Source organism: Novosphingobium sp. HNCC26DJ243, from assembly GCF_057180545.1.
Genome location: NZ_JBXUGN010000007.1, coordinates 45,897 through 61,022, shown reverse-complemented (window position 1 = coordinate 61,022; position 15,126 = coordinate 45,897). Strand labels below are relative to the sequence as shown.

Genomic DNA, 15,126 nt, shown 5'->3' with positions numbered 1-15,126 from the left:
ATTGGATGCACGCAGCGACTATGGTCATCAAATGTCCACTGAGAAGCACAGCATCCAAGATGTCGCGAGGCGGGCGGGCGTGTCGATTGCGACTGTTTCGCGCGCATTCCAGCATCCAGACAAGGTCGCGCAATCGACACGCGAGGCCGTCGAGGGAGCTGCGCGCGAACTCAACTATACGCCGAACGCCCAGGCTCGCAGCCTGCGAACGGCCAAGACCAACCTGATCGTTACCTTCATTCCGGAAATCGGGAACTCGTTTTTCTCCGATGTAATCGGAGGAGCCGAAGACGTGGCCAAGCGGTACGGTTACTCGCTCTTGCTCGGCGACGCGCGCAACGGAAAGGCGGACGAGCAACGTTACGGCGACATGGTCTCCTCGCGGCAGGTCGACGGTATGCTAACCATGGTAGGCAGAGTTCCGCCGATCCGCGGTAACGGACGCGTTCCGGTTGTGAATACATGCGAGCCCATAGACGTGCCGGGCATTTCCAGCGTCGGCATCGATAATGCTGCCGCCTTTCGCGAAGGCATCGATTACCTGATCTCGATAGGCCACAGGGACATCGCCTTCATCGGCGGGCAGTCGAAATCAACGCTGGCCCGGAAGCAGGGTTACGATGAAGCTTTGGCCAAAGCGGGGATCTCCCTGCGTTCCGAGCTATGCAAGATCGGGGATTTCTCCATCGCAGCAGGCCATCGGGCGGCGAACTTGATCCTCTCCTACGGCATCCCGGTGACAGCAATTGCATGTTGCAGCGACGAGCTCGCCATTGGCGCAATGCAGGCAGTAAAAGACAGCGGCCGAACGGTGCCGGATGACGTGTCGGTCCTCGGCTTTGACGACATAGCGTTTGCCAAATATACCGATCCGCCGCTCTCGACGGTAGCCCAACCCAGAGAGCAATTGGGCAGTGAGGCTATGCTGATTTTGGTGCAGCTCCTGGCGGATAACAGTCTCCCGTCAAGACAACTCATCTTGCGCACTCAACTCGTTATCAGAGGATCGACCCGCCCTCGAGTTCCATGAACTGCACGGTCCAGAGCATGAATGCGCTCGCGTTGGTTGCAATGTAACCGTCGGCCAGCCTAGCCAACTTTCAGTCAGCCACGTTTGAGGAAGGCGGGTTGGATCTGCTAGCCGCGCTTGGCCAGGGCAGCTTGGCCCGCCATGGCCATCCACCTGCAAAACCCCAGCCAAGTCGCCGACATGTGCCTCTGCTTGCCCAAACTTATGGGCGGCGGCGTAGGATGTAAGCGACCATCGGCGGATCACCTCAGCCTTTCAAAGACCGTTGATCGTCGCGGCCAAGGCGTTGTCATAGCTATCGCCGACGCTGCCCACCGATGGCTCGATCCCGGCCTCCGCAAGGCGCTCGGCATAGTTGATAGACACGTGTTGGCTGCCGCGCGCGCTGTGATGGATCATGCCACCACGATGAACTGGTCGCCGACCATGAATCGCCTGCTCAAGCGCGTCAAGCACAAAGCTGGCATTCGCCGTCCTGCTTACCCGCCAGCCCAAGTTATAGCGGGCGTAGGTGAGCCGATGCAATCGGATCAAATTCTTCGCTATGTAGATAGCACTGTCGGCCGAGGCTAACTTTCCATCGCCGTTTTGGCGAGAAATCAGCCCCTTGCTTCACACGGTCACCGCCTGGGCAAGCTCGACGGCGTTAATGATGTGAGCCTGGGTGTATTCGAGCATTCCCGCCTCACCTAGCTCTCCGCCAAGGCCAGACTACTTTGCCCCCTGAAGGGAATGTTGGCATCAATGGCGAGATGCTGGTTGACCCAGACTGTACCTGCATCAATCTGGCGTGCGATCTCGATGGCGCGCGCCGTATCCTTGCCCCACTGTACCATCAAGGCCATATTCGGAATCGTTAGCCCGAGAGATCACGTCCTCGATCTCACTGAACTTCAGTACCGGCAGAACCGGACCAAACTGCTCTTCGCGTATCAGCGGTGCATCGTCCGCAAGACCCACTACAATCGTCGGCGGAATAAAATAGCCAGCGCGATCCAAAGGCGCTCCTCCGACCAGTATCTGTCCGTTCTCACTTGCGTGGGCCGGCAACGCGGACACCTTGTCGTACTGCATCTTGTTCTGAACAGGACCGATCGTGACGCCCTGCATGGTGCCTTCATCGACTACCGCACGACGCGCTGGCTCACTGATTTCGATCAGAAACTCATCATAAAGTGATTCATGGACATAGGCACGCTTGATCGCGACGCAGATCTGTCCCGCGTTGGTCATCGCCCCTTGGTAAACTTTCTCGGCAGCCAGTTTAGCCGGCATGTCATCCAGAACTATGGCGGCGTCGTTGCTACCCAGTTCCAGCGTCACCCGTTTTAAAGTCCCGGCGCTCGAGGCCATTACCTTCTTTCCCGTGGCAGTCGAACCGGTAAAGGCAACCTTTGCCACGTCCGGATGACAGGACAAGATAGCGCCCAGTTCGTTCTGGTCGACAATGATGTTGACGACGCCCGCCGGCAGCACTTCGCGCAGGATTTCGCCCAGCATAAGTGTGGTCAGCGGTGTTGTCGGCGCCGGCTTTGCAACCATCGTGTTGCCCGTGACAAGACAAGGACCGGGCTTGTTGCATAGCAGGATGATCGGGAAGTTCCACGGCGTGATCGCGGCGCACACACCCAGCGGGGTGCGGTGCTCGAAAACGAAGTTGCCGCCCTCGTTCCTCAGAACCTTTTCCGTCACACGCATCTCGGCAAAGCCCCTGAGCGTAAGGACAGCACCCATGATCTCAAAATGCGCCTGATCGAGCGGCTTGCCCTGCTCGGCGGTTAGCAAGCGGGCAAAATCCTAGGCGCGCTCCAACAGCCTGTCAGCGATCTGCTTGACCAACCCGGCTCGCTCGTCCTGAGGTATTACTGCACATGCGGGGAAAGCGCGCTTGGCCGCCGCCACGGCTGCGTTCAATTGCGCCTCGTCTGCTTTGGGGCAGACGGCGACGGACTGCTCGGTCGCCGGATTGATTACATCGAAGGAGCCGGTACCGGCGACCAGTTCACCGTCAATCAGCAGACGAAATTCGGTTTGCATGGCATTCTCCGCAGAGGCGAATTTTCAAATTAATTAGGTCCAGCCCTCGCAGGGGCCCGTTATTTTCCGCGGTCGCTAGCACCGGTCTTGCTCGCAGCAATCCATTTGCCCAACGCCTTTAGTTCGGCGTTGCTGATCTCGGTCGGACGGAAAGCCGGCATGGCTACATGGACGTGTTCAGCGTGACGTCCGGGGCTCGGACGACGATCGGCAACCAGAACACCAAGATGGAATACTCGTTCCTGCAGGAAGTGGGGTATCGCTATCAGGGCTTCGTGAACTTCTCGATTGCGGGCTTCCACAACAAGCTGACCAATCACCAAGTCAACACCATCGTCGACCAGGACGGGGTGATGACCCAGTCGCAGATTGCCGCTGGTGGCAAGACGATCTGGGGTGCCAACGTGGAAGTCGGCCTGCGTCCCTGGCACAACTTCAGCCCGTACGTCTCGGGCCAGTACCTCGACGCCACGACCGACGACGACATGCCGATGGGCAACGACTTCCTGCCTACCAAGGGCAAGACCTCGGTGCGCAGCCCTAAGTTCATGGGCGCCGCGGGCATCACCTATGACGATGGTTCGCTATTCTCGGTCATCACCTTCCGTCATGTCGGGTCGCAGTATTCGACCTTCATGAACGACCAGAAGATGCCATCGTACAACACGATGGACTTCTCCATCGGCTACCGTCTGCCCGACATCGGCCCGATGAAGGGCCCGACGGTTCAGTTGAACCTCACCAACCTGACCGAAGGTGCCTACCTCGGCGCGGTCGCCAGCCCGACCGGTACTGCGCTGGGTGCAATTGGCCGCAACGGCACGAGCATCGCGGCCTCGCAGCCGGGCTACTACATGAACTCCGGCTTCGTCGCGATGGGCTCGATCCGCACCGACTTCTAAGCCACATACCGAACCCAACCCACCTGCGGCGGCGCTCTGTAACGGAAGGCCGCCGCTCTTTTTGAATCCTTCCTTTTCAGAGCCAGGCAGTTGCGTATCCATTTGATTGATGCCGGCGGAACGATCACCTCGATTCCTGGCGACAATGGAGCCCTCAGAGGTGCCACCGGCCCCGGCGATCTGGAGCGATTGCTGCCATCGGGCCTGCCATCGGTTTCCGTCGAGAAAGTCTATTCCGGCCTCAGCGAAGCGATGACTTACGCGGATTTCGCAGCGATCGCCCAGGCAATTCGCATCGCTGCGGGCGATCCCGAGATCGCCGGGATCGTCGTGGTGCATGGGACCGATACGATGGAAGAATCGGCCTATTACGCCGATCTGCTCCATGATTGCTCAAAACCGGTCGTGTTCACCGGAGCACAGCGCGCCGCCCAGGCCCCGGATTTCGACGGGCATCGCAATCTTCAGGACGCCGTAACTCTGGCGGGGCTAGAGGACGCACGGCACCACGGCGTGCTCATCGCATTCGGCGGCCTCGTCATCCCGGCAGCACGAGCGTGCAAGGTCCATCTGTCGCACATCCAGGGCTTCTGGGCCCGCGACGGCAACAGCGGCAGGATACAAGGAGCGCACATCCACCACCCCAGGCCGACGAAGCGCCTTGCCGCCTTCAAGCGCGGTCCTTTGCAAGACAATGTCGCGCTTGTGACTCTGTCGGCCGGTATGTCAGGCCGACTGATTGATGCGGCGGTGGCAGCGGGGTACGCCGGGATCGTCATAGCCGGGCTTGGTTCCGGCAACGCGCCGCAAAGCGTCTGCGATGCGATCATCAAGGCGATGGCCGGGGGTGTCTTCTTGGCGCTGGGCACGCGCTGCCTGAGCGGCGACATCGATGGCAATTATGCAAGCGGACGCCGCCTGCTCGACAGTGGCGCCATCGCCTTGCGCTCGCTGCCAGCCCCCTAGGCGCGCATACTTCTTTCAATTGCCCTTAAAATTAATAATGGCTCGATAGACGAGATAATTCGCAATGCATCTTTAGTAAATTACTGAATAAGCAAACAATTATAAAGTTGAGTAAATTGAGTATTTTTATTATTAGAAAATGCATGCAGATGGGTTTATGCTAATTCCGGAATGGCCCTTTGAAATAGACATCGTCCATCGACTGGTCGCCGCCAGTTAACGATCGGCAACGTCCGCCATAACTGGACGTCCGTGATAGCGCTTGCGAACGTCGGGAATGTCCCGATGCCGTTGAAAAAGTCGGTCTTGCAGTCGGGGTGACGGTCTGATTCAGCATCAACATGCTGAAGGACGCCAAGCGATGATGGGCGAGCGCCGGGTGGCGCAGGAAGCCCTTTTATACGAGTTCAGTCTGGATCGACACGTTCCGGCCGATCATCTGCTGCGTGCAATCGACCGGTTTGTGGACCTGTCGGACATGCGCGAGCACCTGCGCGGCTTTTACAGCGCGATCGGTCGCCCTTCGATCGACCCTGAGCTGATGCTGCGGATGCTGATCGTGGGGTACTGCTTCGGCATCAGGTCGGAGCGCCGCCTGTGCGAGGAGGTGCACCTCAACCTGGCTTACCGCTGGTTCTGCCGCCTGGGTCTCGACGGTGACGTGCCGGATCACTCGACATTCTCGAAGAACCGGCATGGCCGCTTTCGTGAGAGTGATCTGTTTCGCCAGCTGTTCGAAGCCACCGTGCGGCGCTGCATCGATGAAGGGCTGGTCGGAGGCGACGGCTTCGCTGTCGATGCCAGCCTGATCCGCGCCGAGGCCAACCGGCAGACCTATGTCGAGAGAACGCAAGGTCTTGGCGCTGGTCCGGCGGGGCGTGCCGTCGAGGAGTATCTCGCCGTACTCGACGATGCCGTTTTCGGCGGCGCAACGCCGGTTGAGCCCAAGCGCGTTTCGCCCGTCGATCCTGCGGCTCGCTATACCCAGGCGCACGGCAACCGCGCCGACTTCTGCTACGCCACCAACTACCTGATCGACGTCGACAATGCGGTGATCGTGGATGTCGAGGCGAGCACGGCGGTGCGCCAGGCCGAGGTGACCGCCGCCAAACGGATGATCGAACGGGCAGCCGATCGCCATGGACTATGGCCCCGCAAGCTGATCGGCGACACCGGCTATGGCTCTGCGGGCATGCTCGCCTGGCTCGTCCATGAGCGTGGCATCGAGCCGCATGTGCCCGTCTTCGACAAGTCCGCCAGAAGCGATGGCGCTTTCGAGCGCAGCGACTTCACCTTCGATCACGAGGATGACAGCTATATCTGCCCGGCCGGCAAGCGCCTGAGGCCGCGCAACCGCAACTTCACCTCGCCGCGCCCGGAAGCCGACCAGGACGGCTTCATCCGCTACCGAGCGCGGCAGCAGGACTGCCGCAACTGCGCGCTCAAGCCACAATGCACACCCATCCTGCCAGCTCGCAAGGTGACCCGTTCGATCCACGAGGGCGCTCGCGATCTCGCTCGGGCCCTGTCGCAGGAAGATGAATGGATCGCCTCACGCCGCGAGCGCAAGAAGGTCGAGATGCTGTTTGCCCACCTGATGCGCATCATGCGGCTCGACCGGCTGCGATTACGCGGACCCAATGGTGCCCGGGATGAGTTCCACCTCGCCGCAGCCGCCCAGAACCTGCGCAAGCTCGCCAAGATCAGCATCGCCAGGCAGATGGCGATGACATGAGGTCAGGTGATTCTGCTCAGCCATCTCGATCAGCACCCTTAGCTTCGTCGAGAAGGCGACTTTTTCAACGGCATCTCCCACTTCCTGTCATTCGCGACGCTCGGCAGGAGAAGGAATTTATGGCACACGTCGACGGACGCAATTGACGAAGCGCGCAGCTCGTTGATTGAGCGTAACCGCCTCAACGCCTGCATGAAGGCTGGCGATCCGCCGCGCAGGTGAGACGCGGATCCAGAGTTATCCGGGCACTTCAACCTAGGATTTCAGCGCATCGGCGCTGCGAGGGGAGAGGGTGCGGGCTTAACGCGGGGGGCTCGACCTGTTCCTGGCACATGATTGAAAATTCAGTCCGATTGGGGTAATAATGGCCGGGGCGAGGAGACCCTCGATGGACCAGGATCGTTACGGACTGGATGGAATGCCGATTTATCCTCGGCCTGGTTACTTCGATCATGTGACGGGGTATCGCTTGCCGACATACCGCGGCAAATCTGGCCGCTTGGGCCGAGGGGCCACCGCAATGCTAGTCATTATGATGATCATTGTGGGTATAGGATTGGCTGTTGCCTCCAACCTATTCGGATAAAGCTTAGGATGATCGTCTAGCGACATGCAGATGGTCGCGTTCCGGTTTGTCGGGAAATCGCTCGAACTGTACGGCATAGCCCTCGCCTAGGCGGTCTCGAACCTGCTTTGCCCAGCGCTCGCCCTGTTCATCAGAAATGTTGTTGCCTCTGAAGTCGAGCGCCCGGTCGGCGTAGTGCGCGGATCCAGTCATGTGCTGGGTGCTGTCATTGCCCGAGGTGACAACCGGCGCAGGCAGACCAAGTGCGCGTGCCTCGTCCGCGACCACGCCCAGCGCAGGCACCAGCCCGCCATCCATACGGCCGAGTCGAGCGCCACGCTTGACCGTCATGCCAAGATCGCGCGCATAAGTCGCCCCATCGACGGGGCCTTCGGGGATGGCGAGCAAGGTTCCTCCCTCAAGCGGGGGACGGCACGAGCCTATCGGCGCGCGGAACCGGAGGAAGTGCTGGCGCTTGCGGCATGCCAAGACTGGCGTTGGTGCCCAGCGAACCTGAGCCAGAGATGTTGGAGACGTCAGTCAGCTCGTTGATCCGGTGCGCCCGTAGATCGCCAATCAGGTCATCCATGATGTAGGCGATGGCCTGGTCACGGCGGGTGAGGTCGCGATAGTCGAGCCGTGGGTTCGAGATGTCCGGCAGGTGCCATTCGGGATGATCACGCTGGAGCGTCTCGTAGCGGTCCTGGATGAGGTTCGACATGTCGCTCGAGATCTGGAAGCCATGACTTTCGGCATAACTAGCCTCGGACATCATCCTGCTGCCGATCTCGCGATAGCGGGCGGCGGCGGCACGGCGTTCCTCGGCCTCGCCAACCCGCCAATCACTGCCATCGGTGCTGGTCCGGGAACTACTGTGATCTGCGTATTCCGAGCTTTGGCTATAGGTTCCTGACGACTGGATATCGCCGCTCGATCCGCTGACGACAACACGATCGCTTGTTTCTTCCGACTTGTCTGTGCCGCGTGTGGTCTGATTGGTTGCAGAGCGTTCGGAGCCGGCACTGGCACTATCGCCACTTTCGCGCCTCCCGCTGAGTCCTGCGGAAAGTGAGGCTGACAGGCCACTACCTCCTTCTGACTCCATGGGTGTGCCGACGGTGCCAGTTCCAGTCAACGAGAGGCTCGAGCCAAACGTTCGCCTACTGAAGTCACTCGACGACCGGTTGTTGCCTTCCCGCAAGATCAGATCGTTGTTGGTGACCTCGCGCGTCGAGTTGCCCTTGGCCCCTTCGACCACCACATTGCCGCCGACATTGTGAGTGTCGGAAGAGCGTGAACCGCTTTCGCGCCGCGCGCCAGAAACGTCGCTGGTTGCGGTAACAGCGCTGCCGAACTGGCCCTTCGAACTGGTCCAGCTGGTCGATGTGCCGTTCTCGATCTTGTCGGCTTCGCTGAGATACCATTGCCCCTGCGACCTGAGATCTGTCGCATAGCCGCGGGTCATCGTCGGCTTGAACGGTAGCTGCGACATCGCGGCATTGGTATCGATGACCGAATGGCCTGAGCCGTATTCGTTGAACATGCGCCCATCCGCCTCGCGGAAACCCGAATGCCCGGCACCTGACAGGAGGTTTGGCGCCATGTTCCACTGTGACATCTGGCGGTTTTCGGCGTTGAGATTGCCGTAGCTGACATCGCCGTAAGCGTAGTTGCCGGTGGTCCGCTCGAGCGCTGCGGCGTCCGATCCGGTTTGGACCGGGGCGAGCATCGAACCCAGGTTGTTCGCCACCGACATCGTCCCGCGCATGACCATCAGCGCCAGGACCGGCACCGACATCATCAGGAACCCCGCCATAGTGGCGACGTCCTGGTTCACCGCGTCAATCCCCGCCCAGTTGGCAAGGCTCACGCTTCCCGCCGAAACCGCATTGGTCTGGCTCGCCAAGCGATCCATGATGAAGGAGTGAATGAGGACGTAGATCGGTCCCCAGGCCGAGAGATAGAAGAAGCCCGAGAAGTAGCCCTTCAATGTCGCGATACCGCTGCGCGGGAACAGCAGCAGCGGGAAGACGATCGGAAAGAGCGCGTAGAATACGACGGTCAGGACCACGCCGAGCACTGGAATCCAGATCAGGCCCTGCTCGGCCGCGGTCGTCATGGCGTTGCGCGTCTGGGTGTCCGCGCGCTGGAGCGCGAAGGAGTCGGCGTCGGCATTGCCGAAATCGAGCTGTGCGGCCTCGAAGGCATCGACCATGCTCTTCTGCTTGAAGAACTGGTTCCGGGTCATCGCCGTGCCGGTGAGCAGCTGCGAAACGACCGGCACGTCGGCGGCAAGCTTCGCGCCAGCGGCGGCTTCGGTGAGCTTGGGATACATCGAGTGCGCGAACGGCAGCGCATAGGCGCCCAACTGCGCATCCCACTGGTTGTTGATCAAGGTCCAGGCCTGAGCGCAGGTCTTGCCCTCGATATCGACCGTGCCCGCACCTGTATCAGTCAGATACTTCATGCCGCGGTTGGTCGCGGCATTGACCCCGAGTTCAGCCCAGAGATCGGGCGCTTCGCTCAAAAGCTTGAGGCTCTTGGTCCCCAGCAGAATGTCGTAATAGGCGCAACTCTTGAGGTAGCCGTCGAGATTGGCCTTGAAGACGGGGTCACGGATTTCGAACCCGCGCACCTTGTCCCACATCCGCGCCCCATAGACGAAGCCCCCGGTCGAGTAGTTGAGCGATGCGGGCATGACGAAGACCGTCTCGGCGGTGCGGGTCAGGTAATCGCTGACCTGGCTGGTGAACGAGGCCATCGCGGCGAGTCCGATCGGCACGTTGGCGACAGTGGCGGGCGCGAGGCCCGGATTGACGCGGTCGGTGACCTTGACTGTCACGTTCGGGACCATCAGCACGAGGTAGATCAGCGTCGACTGGACGAACCAGCGAAACCACGCCCGCCAGTCGAGGTCCATGGCAGTGATGAGGAGCGCGTAGATCAGCCCCATCACCATGCAGACGCGGATCAGCGACTTGAACCCGCCCGATCCGGTCCAGGCGGCGATCGCGTTGAAGGTGTTGACGAGGTAGTCGCCGCCCCCGACCGTGAAAACCTCGAGCATGGCCGAGGCGCTCCTACTGGACCTGGCTGCCGAGCGTTCGCGAGAAGCGAAGCGCGGCCGACATTTGCGGAGATAGCTGGGTGCGGAGGGTCTTTTCCAGCATCTGGGTGCGCTGGATGAGCGCGAAAGTCTGGTCGAAGCGCTGCGAGGTGCGCGCCGCGATCCCGAGGAAATTGCGCCGCGTCTCGTAAAGCCCTTCGCGCCATTCGCGCAGGGAATCCGCGTCGGCCCCGTTGAAGTCCGAGCGCGCATTCACTGCCATGTCGATGAACCGCATGGTCATAGTGGTGACGAGATCGACCGCGACGATTTCGGAGAGGTCGTTGATCTCCTGGGCTGATATGCCAAACTCGGCCGCCGCGCTCACGGTGATGATCTTGTAGACCGGCACGCTCGCCATGCCCAGGAGCTGGATCTCTGCCGGGGTCAGCGAGGCACCCGGATCACGCACTTTCAAGGCCATACTCTCGATCAGCGTGCGTACCCGCGCCTTGATCGCAGCGTTAGGCCCGATGACCATGTCGGTTTCGCTGGGCGCCATGCACTTGGGGCTGTCGCCGCCGCAGCTCCAGTATTTGTGCGGTGCCTGCGAGGTGCCATCAAGCATGGCGCTGATCAGTGCGGGATCGGCGGGGCCGATGAACTGGACCCGAGGCTTGCCGCCGTTGCCTTCAGGATCGTAAATAACTGTGCCAACCAGAGTCATCAGAAACTCGCGGAACTGTGTGTCGAACCCGCCGTACTTCTTGCCCAGTGCCTCCCAGGTGTAGTTGTTGGGCATCCCGGCCTGTTCCTTCATGTCCGGGTCGGAATTGGCGCCCTTCAGGGCTTCGCGCTGGCCGCCATTGTTGCACTGCTGGCGCGCGCGGGCCCAGTCGGACACTGCGCCCTGGCTGTTGGCGATCGCCTCGCAGATGACCGAACTTGCCGTATCGCTCGTAGGCCAGAGCCCGCCGACCAGCGCCTGCGCGGTCTCGCACGAGGAGATGTTCATCTGATTCATCTGCTGAACCTTCTGGGCCAGCTCATCCATGACCTTGCCGATCTCGGGCGAGATTGTGTCGATGGCGAGTTTGAAGGCGAAACCGAGTGCGTTGTTTGCGGTGGCCTTGAGCATCGCGACAAGCTCGGCGGTGTTGATGAACGAGAAGGACCCGGCGAACAGGTCGATGCCCCCGCACCCGGCCCGCGCATGCGGCAACTGGATGTTGAAAGGCTGGATGTTCTTCTGTGGAAAGCGCGACCACACCGAACCCATCGAATAGTAACCGGCCGACTGGCCCTGGTAGGCGCTCGGGCCAGTGACGTTGGCCTGGACTCCCATGTCGGACATGAAGCTTTGCATCTCGCCTTCGACGCCGGCGGAGGCGGGACTGGGAGACGCGAGCAACACGGCGGCGCCGAGCACCGTGCCAAGCGTGCGCCGCGAAACCCGGTGGAGGCCACTGGCGAAAAGACGCGGGCGCATCAGTAGTCGCTCCCGGGCTTGACTTGCGTTAGCTGGAAGACGCGGTCCATGATCTCGTCCTGGCTGAGGATTCCGTAACCGATCGGCATCGGCTGCTTGGTGACGGAATCGAACAGGACCAGTGCGGGCACTTGACGGTCTGTGCCGAGCCCCAGTTTCTCGTACTGGCCGCTGTCGACCATGTACCCGGGGAAGGTCGCCGAAGGCCCGCCGTCGGTCGAGACCGCGAGCACCGCAAGGCCGTATTTGTCCGAAACTGCTTTGAGGATCGGCGAGAAGATATCGCAGGCCCCGCAGCTCGAGGCGAAGAAGTAGAACACCCCGTAGCGCTGCGAGAGACTGGCCATGACGCGGTCGCGGTCGGACTTGCGCTCATCGATCCACGCGCGCTTGCCAAGCGTAGAGACCGGACGCTGTAGCGTGTAGTCGAGGCCCGGGTCCTGCCACAGGGCGCGCTGCCAGACATCGGCGAACATCGACGAGCGGTCGAGTTGCTCGCGCTGGAAGCGCACATAGGCCGTGACGTTTTCCGGGCTCGGTTCGAGGATCGCGCGCGCCTTGAGTTCCTCGAGCTGGGTTCCGATCGCGGCGAGGCGCTCGCGCGCCGGCGGCTGCGCGGGTGCAGCCTTGCGCGGTTCTTGCTTGGGCTTCTCGCAGTAGAACCAGGTGCCGAGCCTGCGCTCCTTGCAGTAGAGCGCGTCCTCTGACTGCTGGACCTCGACGCCGTCACCGTTCGACGCGCGCAGCGGGGCGGTTCCGGCAAGGGCCAGGCTGGAAGCAGCAAGCAAGGCAATGCATTGGCGGTGGGTCATGATCCTCCTCCGTGAATTTCTTGATCCGTGACATGAAGACAGCGACGTCGAGCAGCCGGCGGCCGCCATCGAGCATGCGCACGAACGCGCTGTAGAAGCCGCAGAGCGCTTCGGTTCCGGCTTCGCTCAGCGTGTAGGTTCCCGCCTCAAGGCGCGCCGAGCCTCTTGCTGCGATGGTCTTGAGCTGGCCGTTCAGCATGCGGCAGCGCACCGGCTTGTCGAGCCAGGTGGAGACCTCGCCCGCGATCTCGCGTGCCGTCAGGCTGCCGCGCCGGGCGAGCGCCATACCGATGCAGAATTCGAGCACGGTCATGTCGGCTGCGGAACCGACCTCGCTAAGCGCCACAACGCTCGCCCCGGAGGAATCGCGGACCGGTTGGCCACGAGGAATTGGGCCCGCTTCAGGGCTTGTGCGCGGCATAATAGGCCTCGATCTTTGCCTGGATTTCGATGAGCGCGGCGGCTTCGTCGGGGAGCTTCGCCGCATCGACGAACTCCGCGTAGATTTCGGAGAAGTCCATCACCGAGAGGTCGAGTTGCTGGAACTCGAAGATGGTGAAGCCATCACAGACGGGCTTCTTGGGCGTCCCCCAGCTCTTGCCGAGTTGCGGGCGGCCCTGTTCCTGGAGGATCCGGCTGATCTTCGACTGGAAGCAGCAATAGACGTCGCGTTTGGAGAGGCAGATGCCGAGGAAACTCGACGAGCAGTAGGTCCCGATCTTGTGGCAGAGCCCGGCATCGTCTTGTCTGTCGAGCAGGACCTCCGAGGGGCTGCACAGCAACGGCACGAGAAGCGGCACGCCTTTTCCTGAGCAGCAGTTGGCAAGGCCAAAGACCTTGTGCGCACAGCTTTCGGCCGTCCCTTTGAACAAGGTCAGTGTGGACTCGTCGAATTCGGAATTGGCCTGACCGAGCGCGTTCAGCGCCACGACCGCATCCTTGAACTCGTCGGATGCTTCGCGGACGATCGGCTCGCAGTTGCCATTGACGCAGTAGACGTCGCCGCCGCAGATGTACTGTGCTGGCTGCTGGGTGCTTCCCGGGATCGGGCACTTGTAGACACGCTCGGCTACCTTGCACGAGCCATCGCCGCTTGGCGGATCGTCGAGGCAAATCTTATGGTCGAAGGTGCAGCCGGGTGTCGCGTCGAGCTTGCCGCAGTCGTTGCCGCCGCCAATCACGGTTTGGCATTGATAGGTCTTCGTGCTCTCCCAGCAGGGCCGCGTTACCGGCACGCCGTCGATGAGACGGGTCTCACCGGGCGCAGTGCAGGTCTCGCTGGCGAGTGTGCACGAGCCGAGATCAACCGAACAGGCATTGTCGGCCCAGGTTTCGGTGAACCACTTCGAAATCGAGCTTTCGGGGACGATCCCGGCGACATTGGTACTGCAGGCATAGACCTCTTCGGGGGCGGCCGGCTCGGCGCAGGTGAGGTAGCCTCCGCCCCCGAAGGGATCCCCGATGAGGTCCCAGGTTTTGCAAAGCTGCCTGTCGGTCAAGCCTGCTGCGTTCGGGCTAGTCCGGGTGCAGCTGGTTTCGCTCGCCAGTGAGCCACATTGCTGGAGCCCGGCCACATATTGCAGCGGGAAGCCGGTCACCGGATCGAAGGTCAGCGCAGCGGTCAAACCTTCGTTGTTGCAGCGGTGGACGTTGCTGACGACCTGGAAGGCATTGGCCGGCGGCGGCTTGGCCACCGTGCCCATGAGGAACACGTTGGGATCGGTGACGGCCGCGTCGCAGTCGTAATAGTCGACAGCGAGATTGTACTGCGGCACCGGGTAGGTCCCGGTTTTCCGGCAGAGGCTGCTCCCCTCAAGCGAGGCGCAGGCAGCAAAGCCTGGGCTTGTGACGCAGATGTACTGGTAAAGCGTCTCGTTCCACGCCGCGACCGAGAGGCTGCGGGTGCAGGTCTTGGGCTGTTCGACCACCGTCGATCCGACGTTGCAGGTCCACTCAGCCATGTTCGCCCCGCCGGAGCCCGGCGGCAGCGGCACGCAGTTTCCCGTCGAGCCGTCAGCGTTCATTCCCTGCAGGTAAGCGTTGGGGTCCTCGGTGACTGTGGTGGCGCGAGCGAGGTCGCTGCGCTTCACATCGACCGTCGGCCTCTGGCTTGAATTGGCGGTGCGATAGGCATCGCTATTGTAGCCTGCCGTCGCGCCATCGACGACCATATTGCCGGGATTTTCGTAATACTGGGTCGGCCCGGGATGGTTCGCCTGATAGCCCGGAATCTGACCGGCAGCGCCCGGTGCGTTGGTGATCCCCTGGTTGGCGCCCCGGACCGCCGATCCGAGGTCGCGGGCCTGCGTCTTCGCTTCGTCCCAGGTCATGGTGGCAGGCGCGGAAGGAGGTGGGGGTGCTGGCGGCGGCACGCCGGGGTCGATTGCGGGCGGAAGCGCGGGTTGCGGCTCGATGAGGTCGTCGGGCGGCGGGATATAGACCTGCGCGTGTGTACCGGTTGGCGCGAGCAGCGTGATCGTGAAGAAGGAGGCGGCAAGAAGGGCCGCAGTTCGCCGACGATTGCGCAAGCCCCGCCCATCCATC

The 15,126-nt window shown here is 61.6% G+C and carries 10 protein-coding genes and 2 pseudogenes; 4 read left to right on the top strand and 8 right to left on the bottom strand.

Going from position 1 to position 15,126, the window contains the following annotated elements; translation table 11 throughout:
• The first annotated feature begins 31 nt into the window (after window positions 1-31).
• A complete protein-coding gene (locus AC2A04_RS16590) occupies window positions 32-1,030 on the top strand; it encodes a LacI family DNA-binding transcriptional regulator (RefSeq protein WP_484213475.1) in 999 nt (332 codons plus the stop codon).
• 258 nt (window positions 1,031-1,288) lie between these two features.
• On the opposite strand, the pseudogene AC2A04_RS16585 reads toward AC2A04_RS16590, so the two are convergent.
• A pseudogene (locus AC2A04_RS16585) lies at window positions 1,289-1,540 on the bottom strand (DDE-type integrase/transposase/recombinase); the annotation flags it as partial.
• A gap of 102 nt (window positions 1,541-1,642) precedes the next feature.
• A pseudogene (locus AC2A04_RS16580) lies at window positions 1,643-3,067 on the bottom strand (aldehyde dehydrogenase family protein).
• Between the two features lie 167 nt (window positions 3,068-3,234).
• On the opposite strand from AC2A04_RS16580, the gene AC2A04_RS16575 reads away from it, so the two are divergent.
• From AC2A04_RS16575 to AC2A04_RS16565, 3 genes are all read left to right on the top strand, one after another.
• A complete protein-coding gene (locus AC2A04_RS16575) occupies window positions 3,235-3,969 on the top strand; it encodes a TonB-dependent receptor domain-containing protein (protein ID WP_484213474.1) in 735 nt (244 codons plus the stop codon).
• 90 nt (window positions 3,970-4,059) lie between these two features.
• On the top strand, window positions 4,060-4,935 hold the full coding sequence (locus tag AC2A04_RS16570) for an asparaginase (protein WP_484213473.1): 876 nt from the start codon (window positions 4,060-4,062) through the stop codon (window positions 4,933-4,935).
• 361 nt (window positions 4,936-5,296) lie between these two features.
• Entirely contained in the window at window positions 5,297-6,670 is a 1,374-nt protein-coding gene (locus AC2A04_RS16565; protein WP_484213472.1) for a transposase, read from the top strand.
• A 589-nt stretch (window positions 6,671-7,259) separates the two neighbouring features.
• Here AC2A04_RS16565 and AC2A04_RS16560 read toward each other — a convergent pair.
• Genes AC2A04_RS16560 through traN form a run of 6 tightly spaced genes read right to left on the bottom strand, consistent with a single transcriptional unit; the run spans window position 7,260 to window position 15,125 of the window.
• On the bottom strand, window positions 7,260-7,643 hold the full coding sequence (locus AC2A04_RS16560) for a hypothetical protein (protein ID WP_484213471.1): 384 nt from the start codon (window positions 7,641-7,643) through the stop codon (window positions 7,260-7,262).
• A gap of 10 nt (window positions 7,644-7,653) precedes the next feature.
• Entirely contained in the window at window positions 7,654-10,302 is a 2,649-nt protein-coding gene (locus AC2A04_RS16555) for a conjugal transfer protein TraG N-terminal domain-containing protein (protein ID WP_484213470.1), read from the bottom strand.
• 13 nt (window positions 10,303-10,315) lie between these two features.
• On the bottom strand, window positions 10,316-11,770 hold the full coding sequence (locus AC2A04_RS16550; protein ID WP_484213469.1) for a conjugal transfer protein TraH: 1,455 nt from the start codon (window positions 11,768-11,770) through the stop codon (window positions 10,316-10,318).
• Entirely contained in the window at window positions 11,770-12,582 is an 813-nt protein-coding gene (locus AC2A04_RS16545) for a thioredoxin family protein (RefSeq protein WP_484213468.1), read from the bottom strand. The genes AC2A04_RS16550 and AC2A04_RS16545 overlap by 1 nt, the downstream gene beginning before the upstream one ends.
• Window positions 12,497-12,928: a hypothetical protein gene (locus tag AC2A04_RS16540; RefSeq protein WP_484213467.1), complete on the bottom strand. Its 432-nt coding sequence runs from the start codon at window positions 12,926-12,928 to the stop codon at window positions 12,497-12,499. Before AC2A04_RS16540 ends, AC2A04_RS16545 begins: the two co-directional genes overlap by 86 nt.
• A gap of 55 nt (window positions 12,929-12,983) precedes the next feature.
• The gene (gene traN / locus AC2A04_RS16535) at window positions 12,984-15,125 is read right to left on the bottom strand and encodes a conjugal transfer protein TraN (protein WP_484213466.1); all 2,142 of its coding nucleotides are present in this window, start codon (window positions 15,123-15,125) and stop codon (window positions 12,984-12,986) included.
• Window position 15,126: the final 1 nt, after the last annotated feature.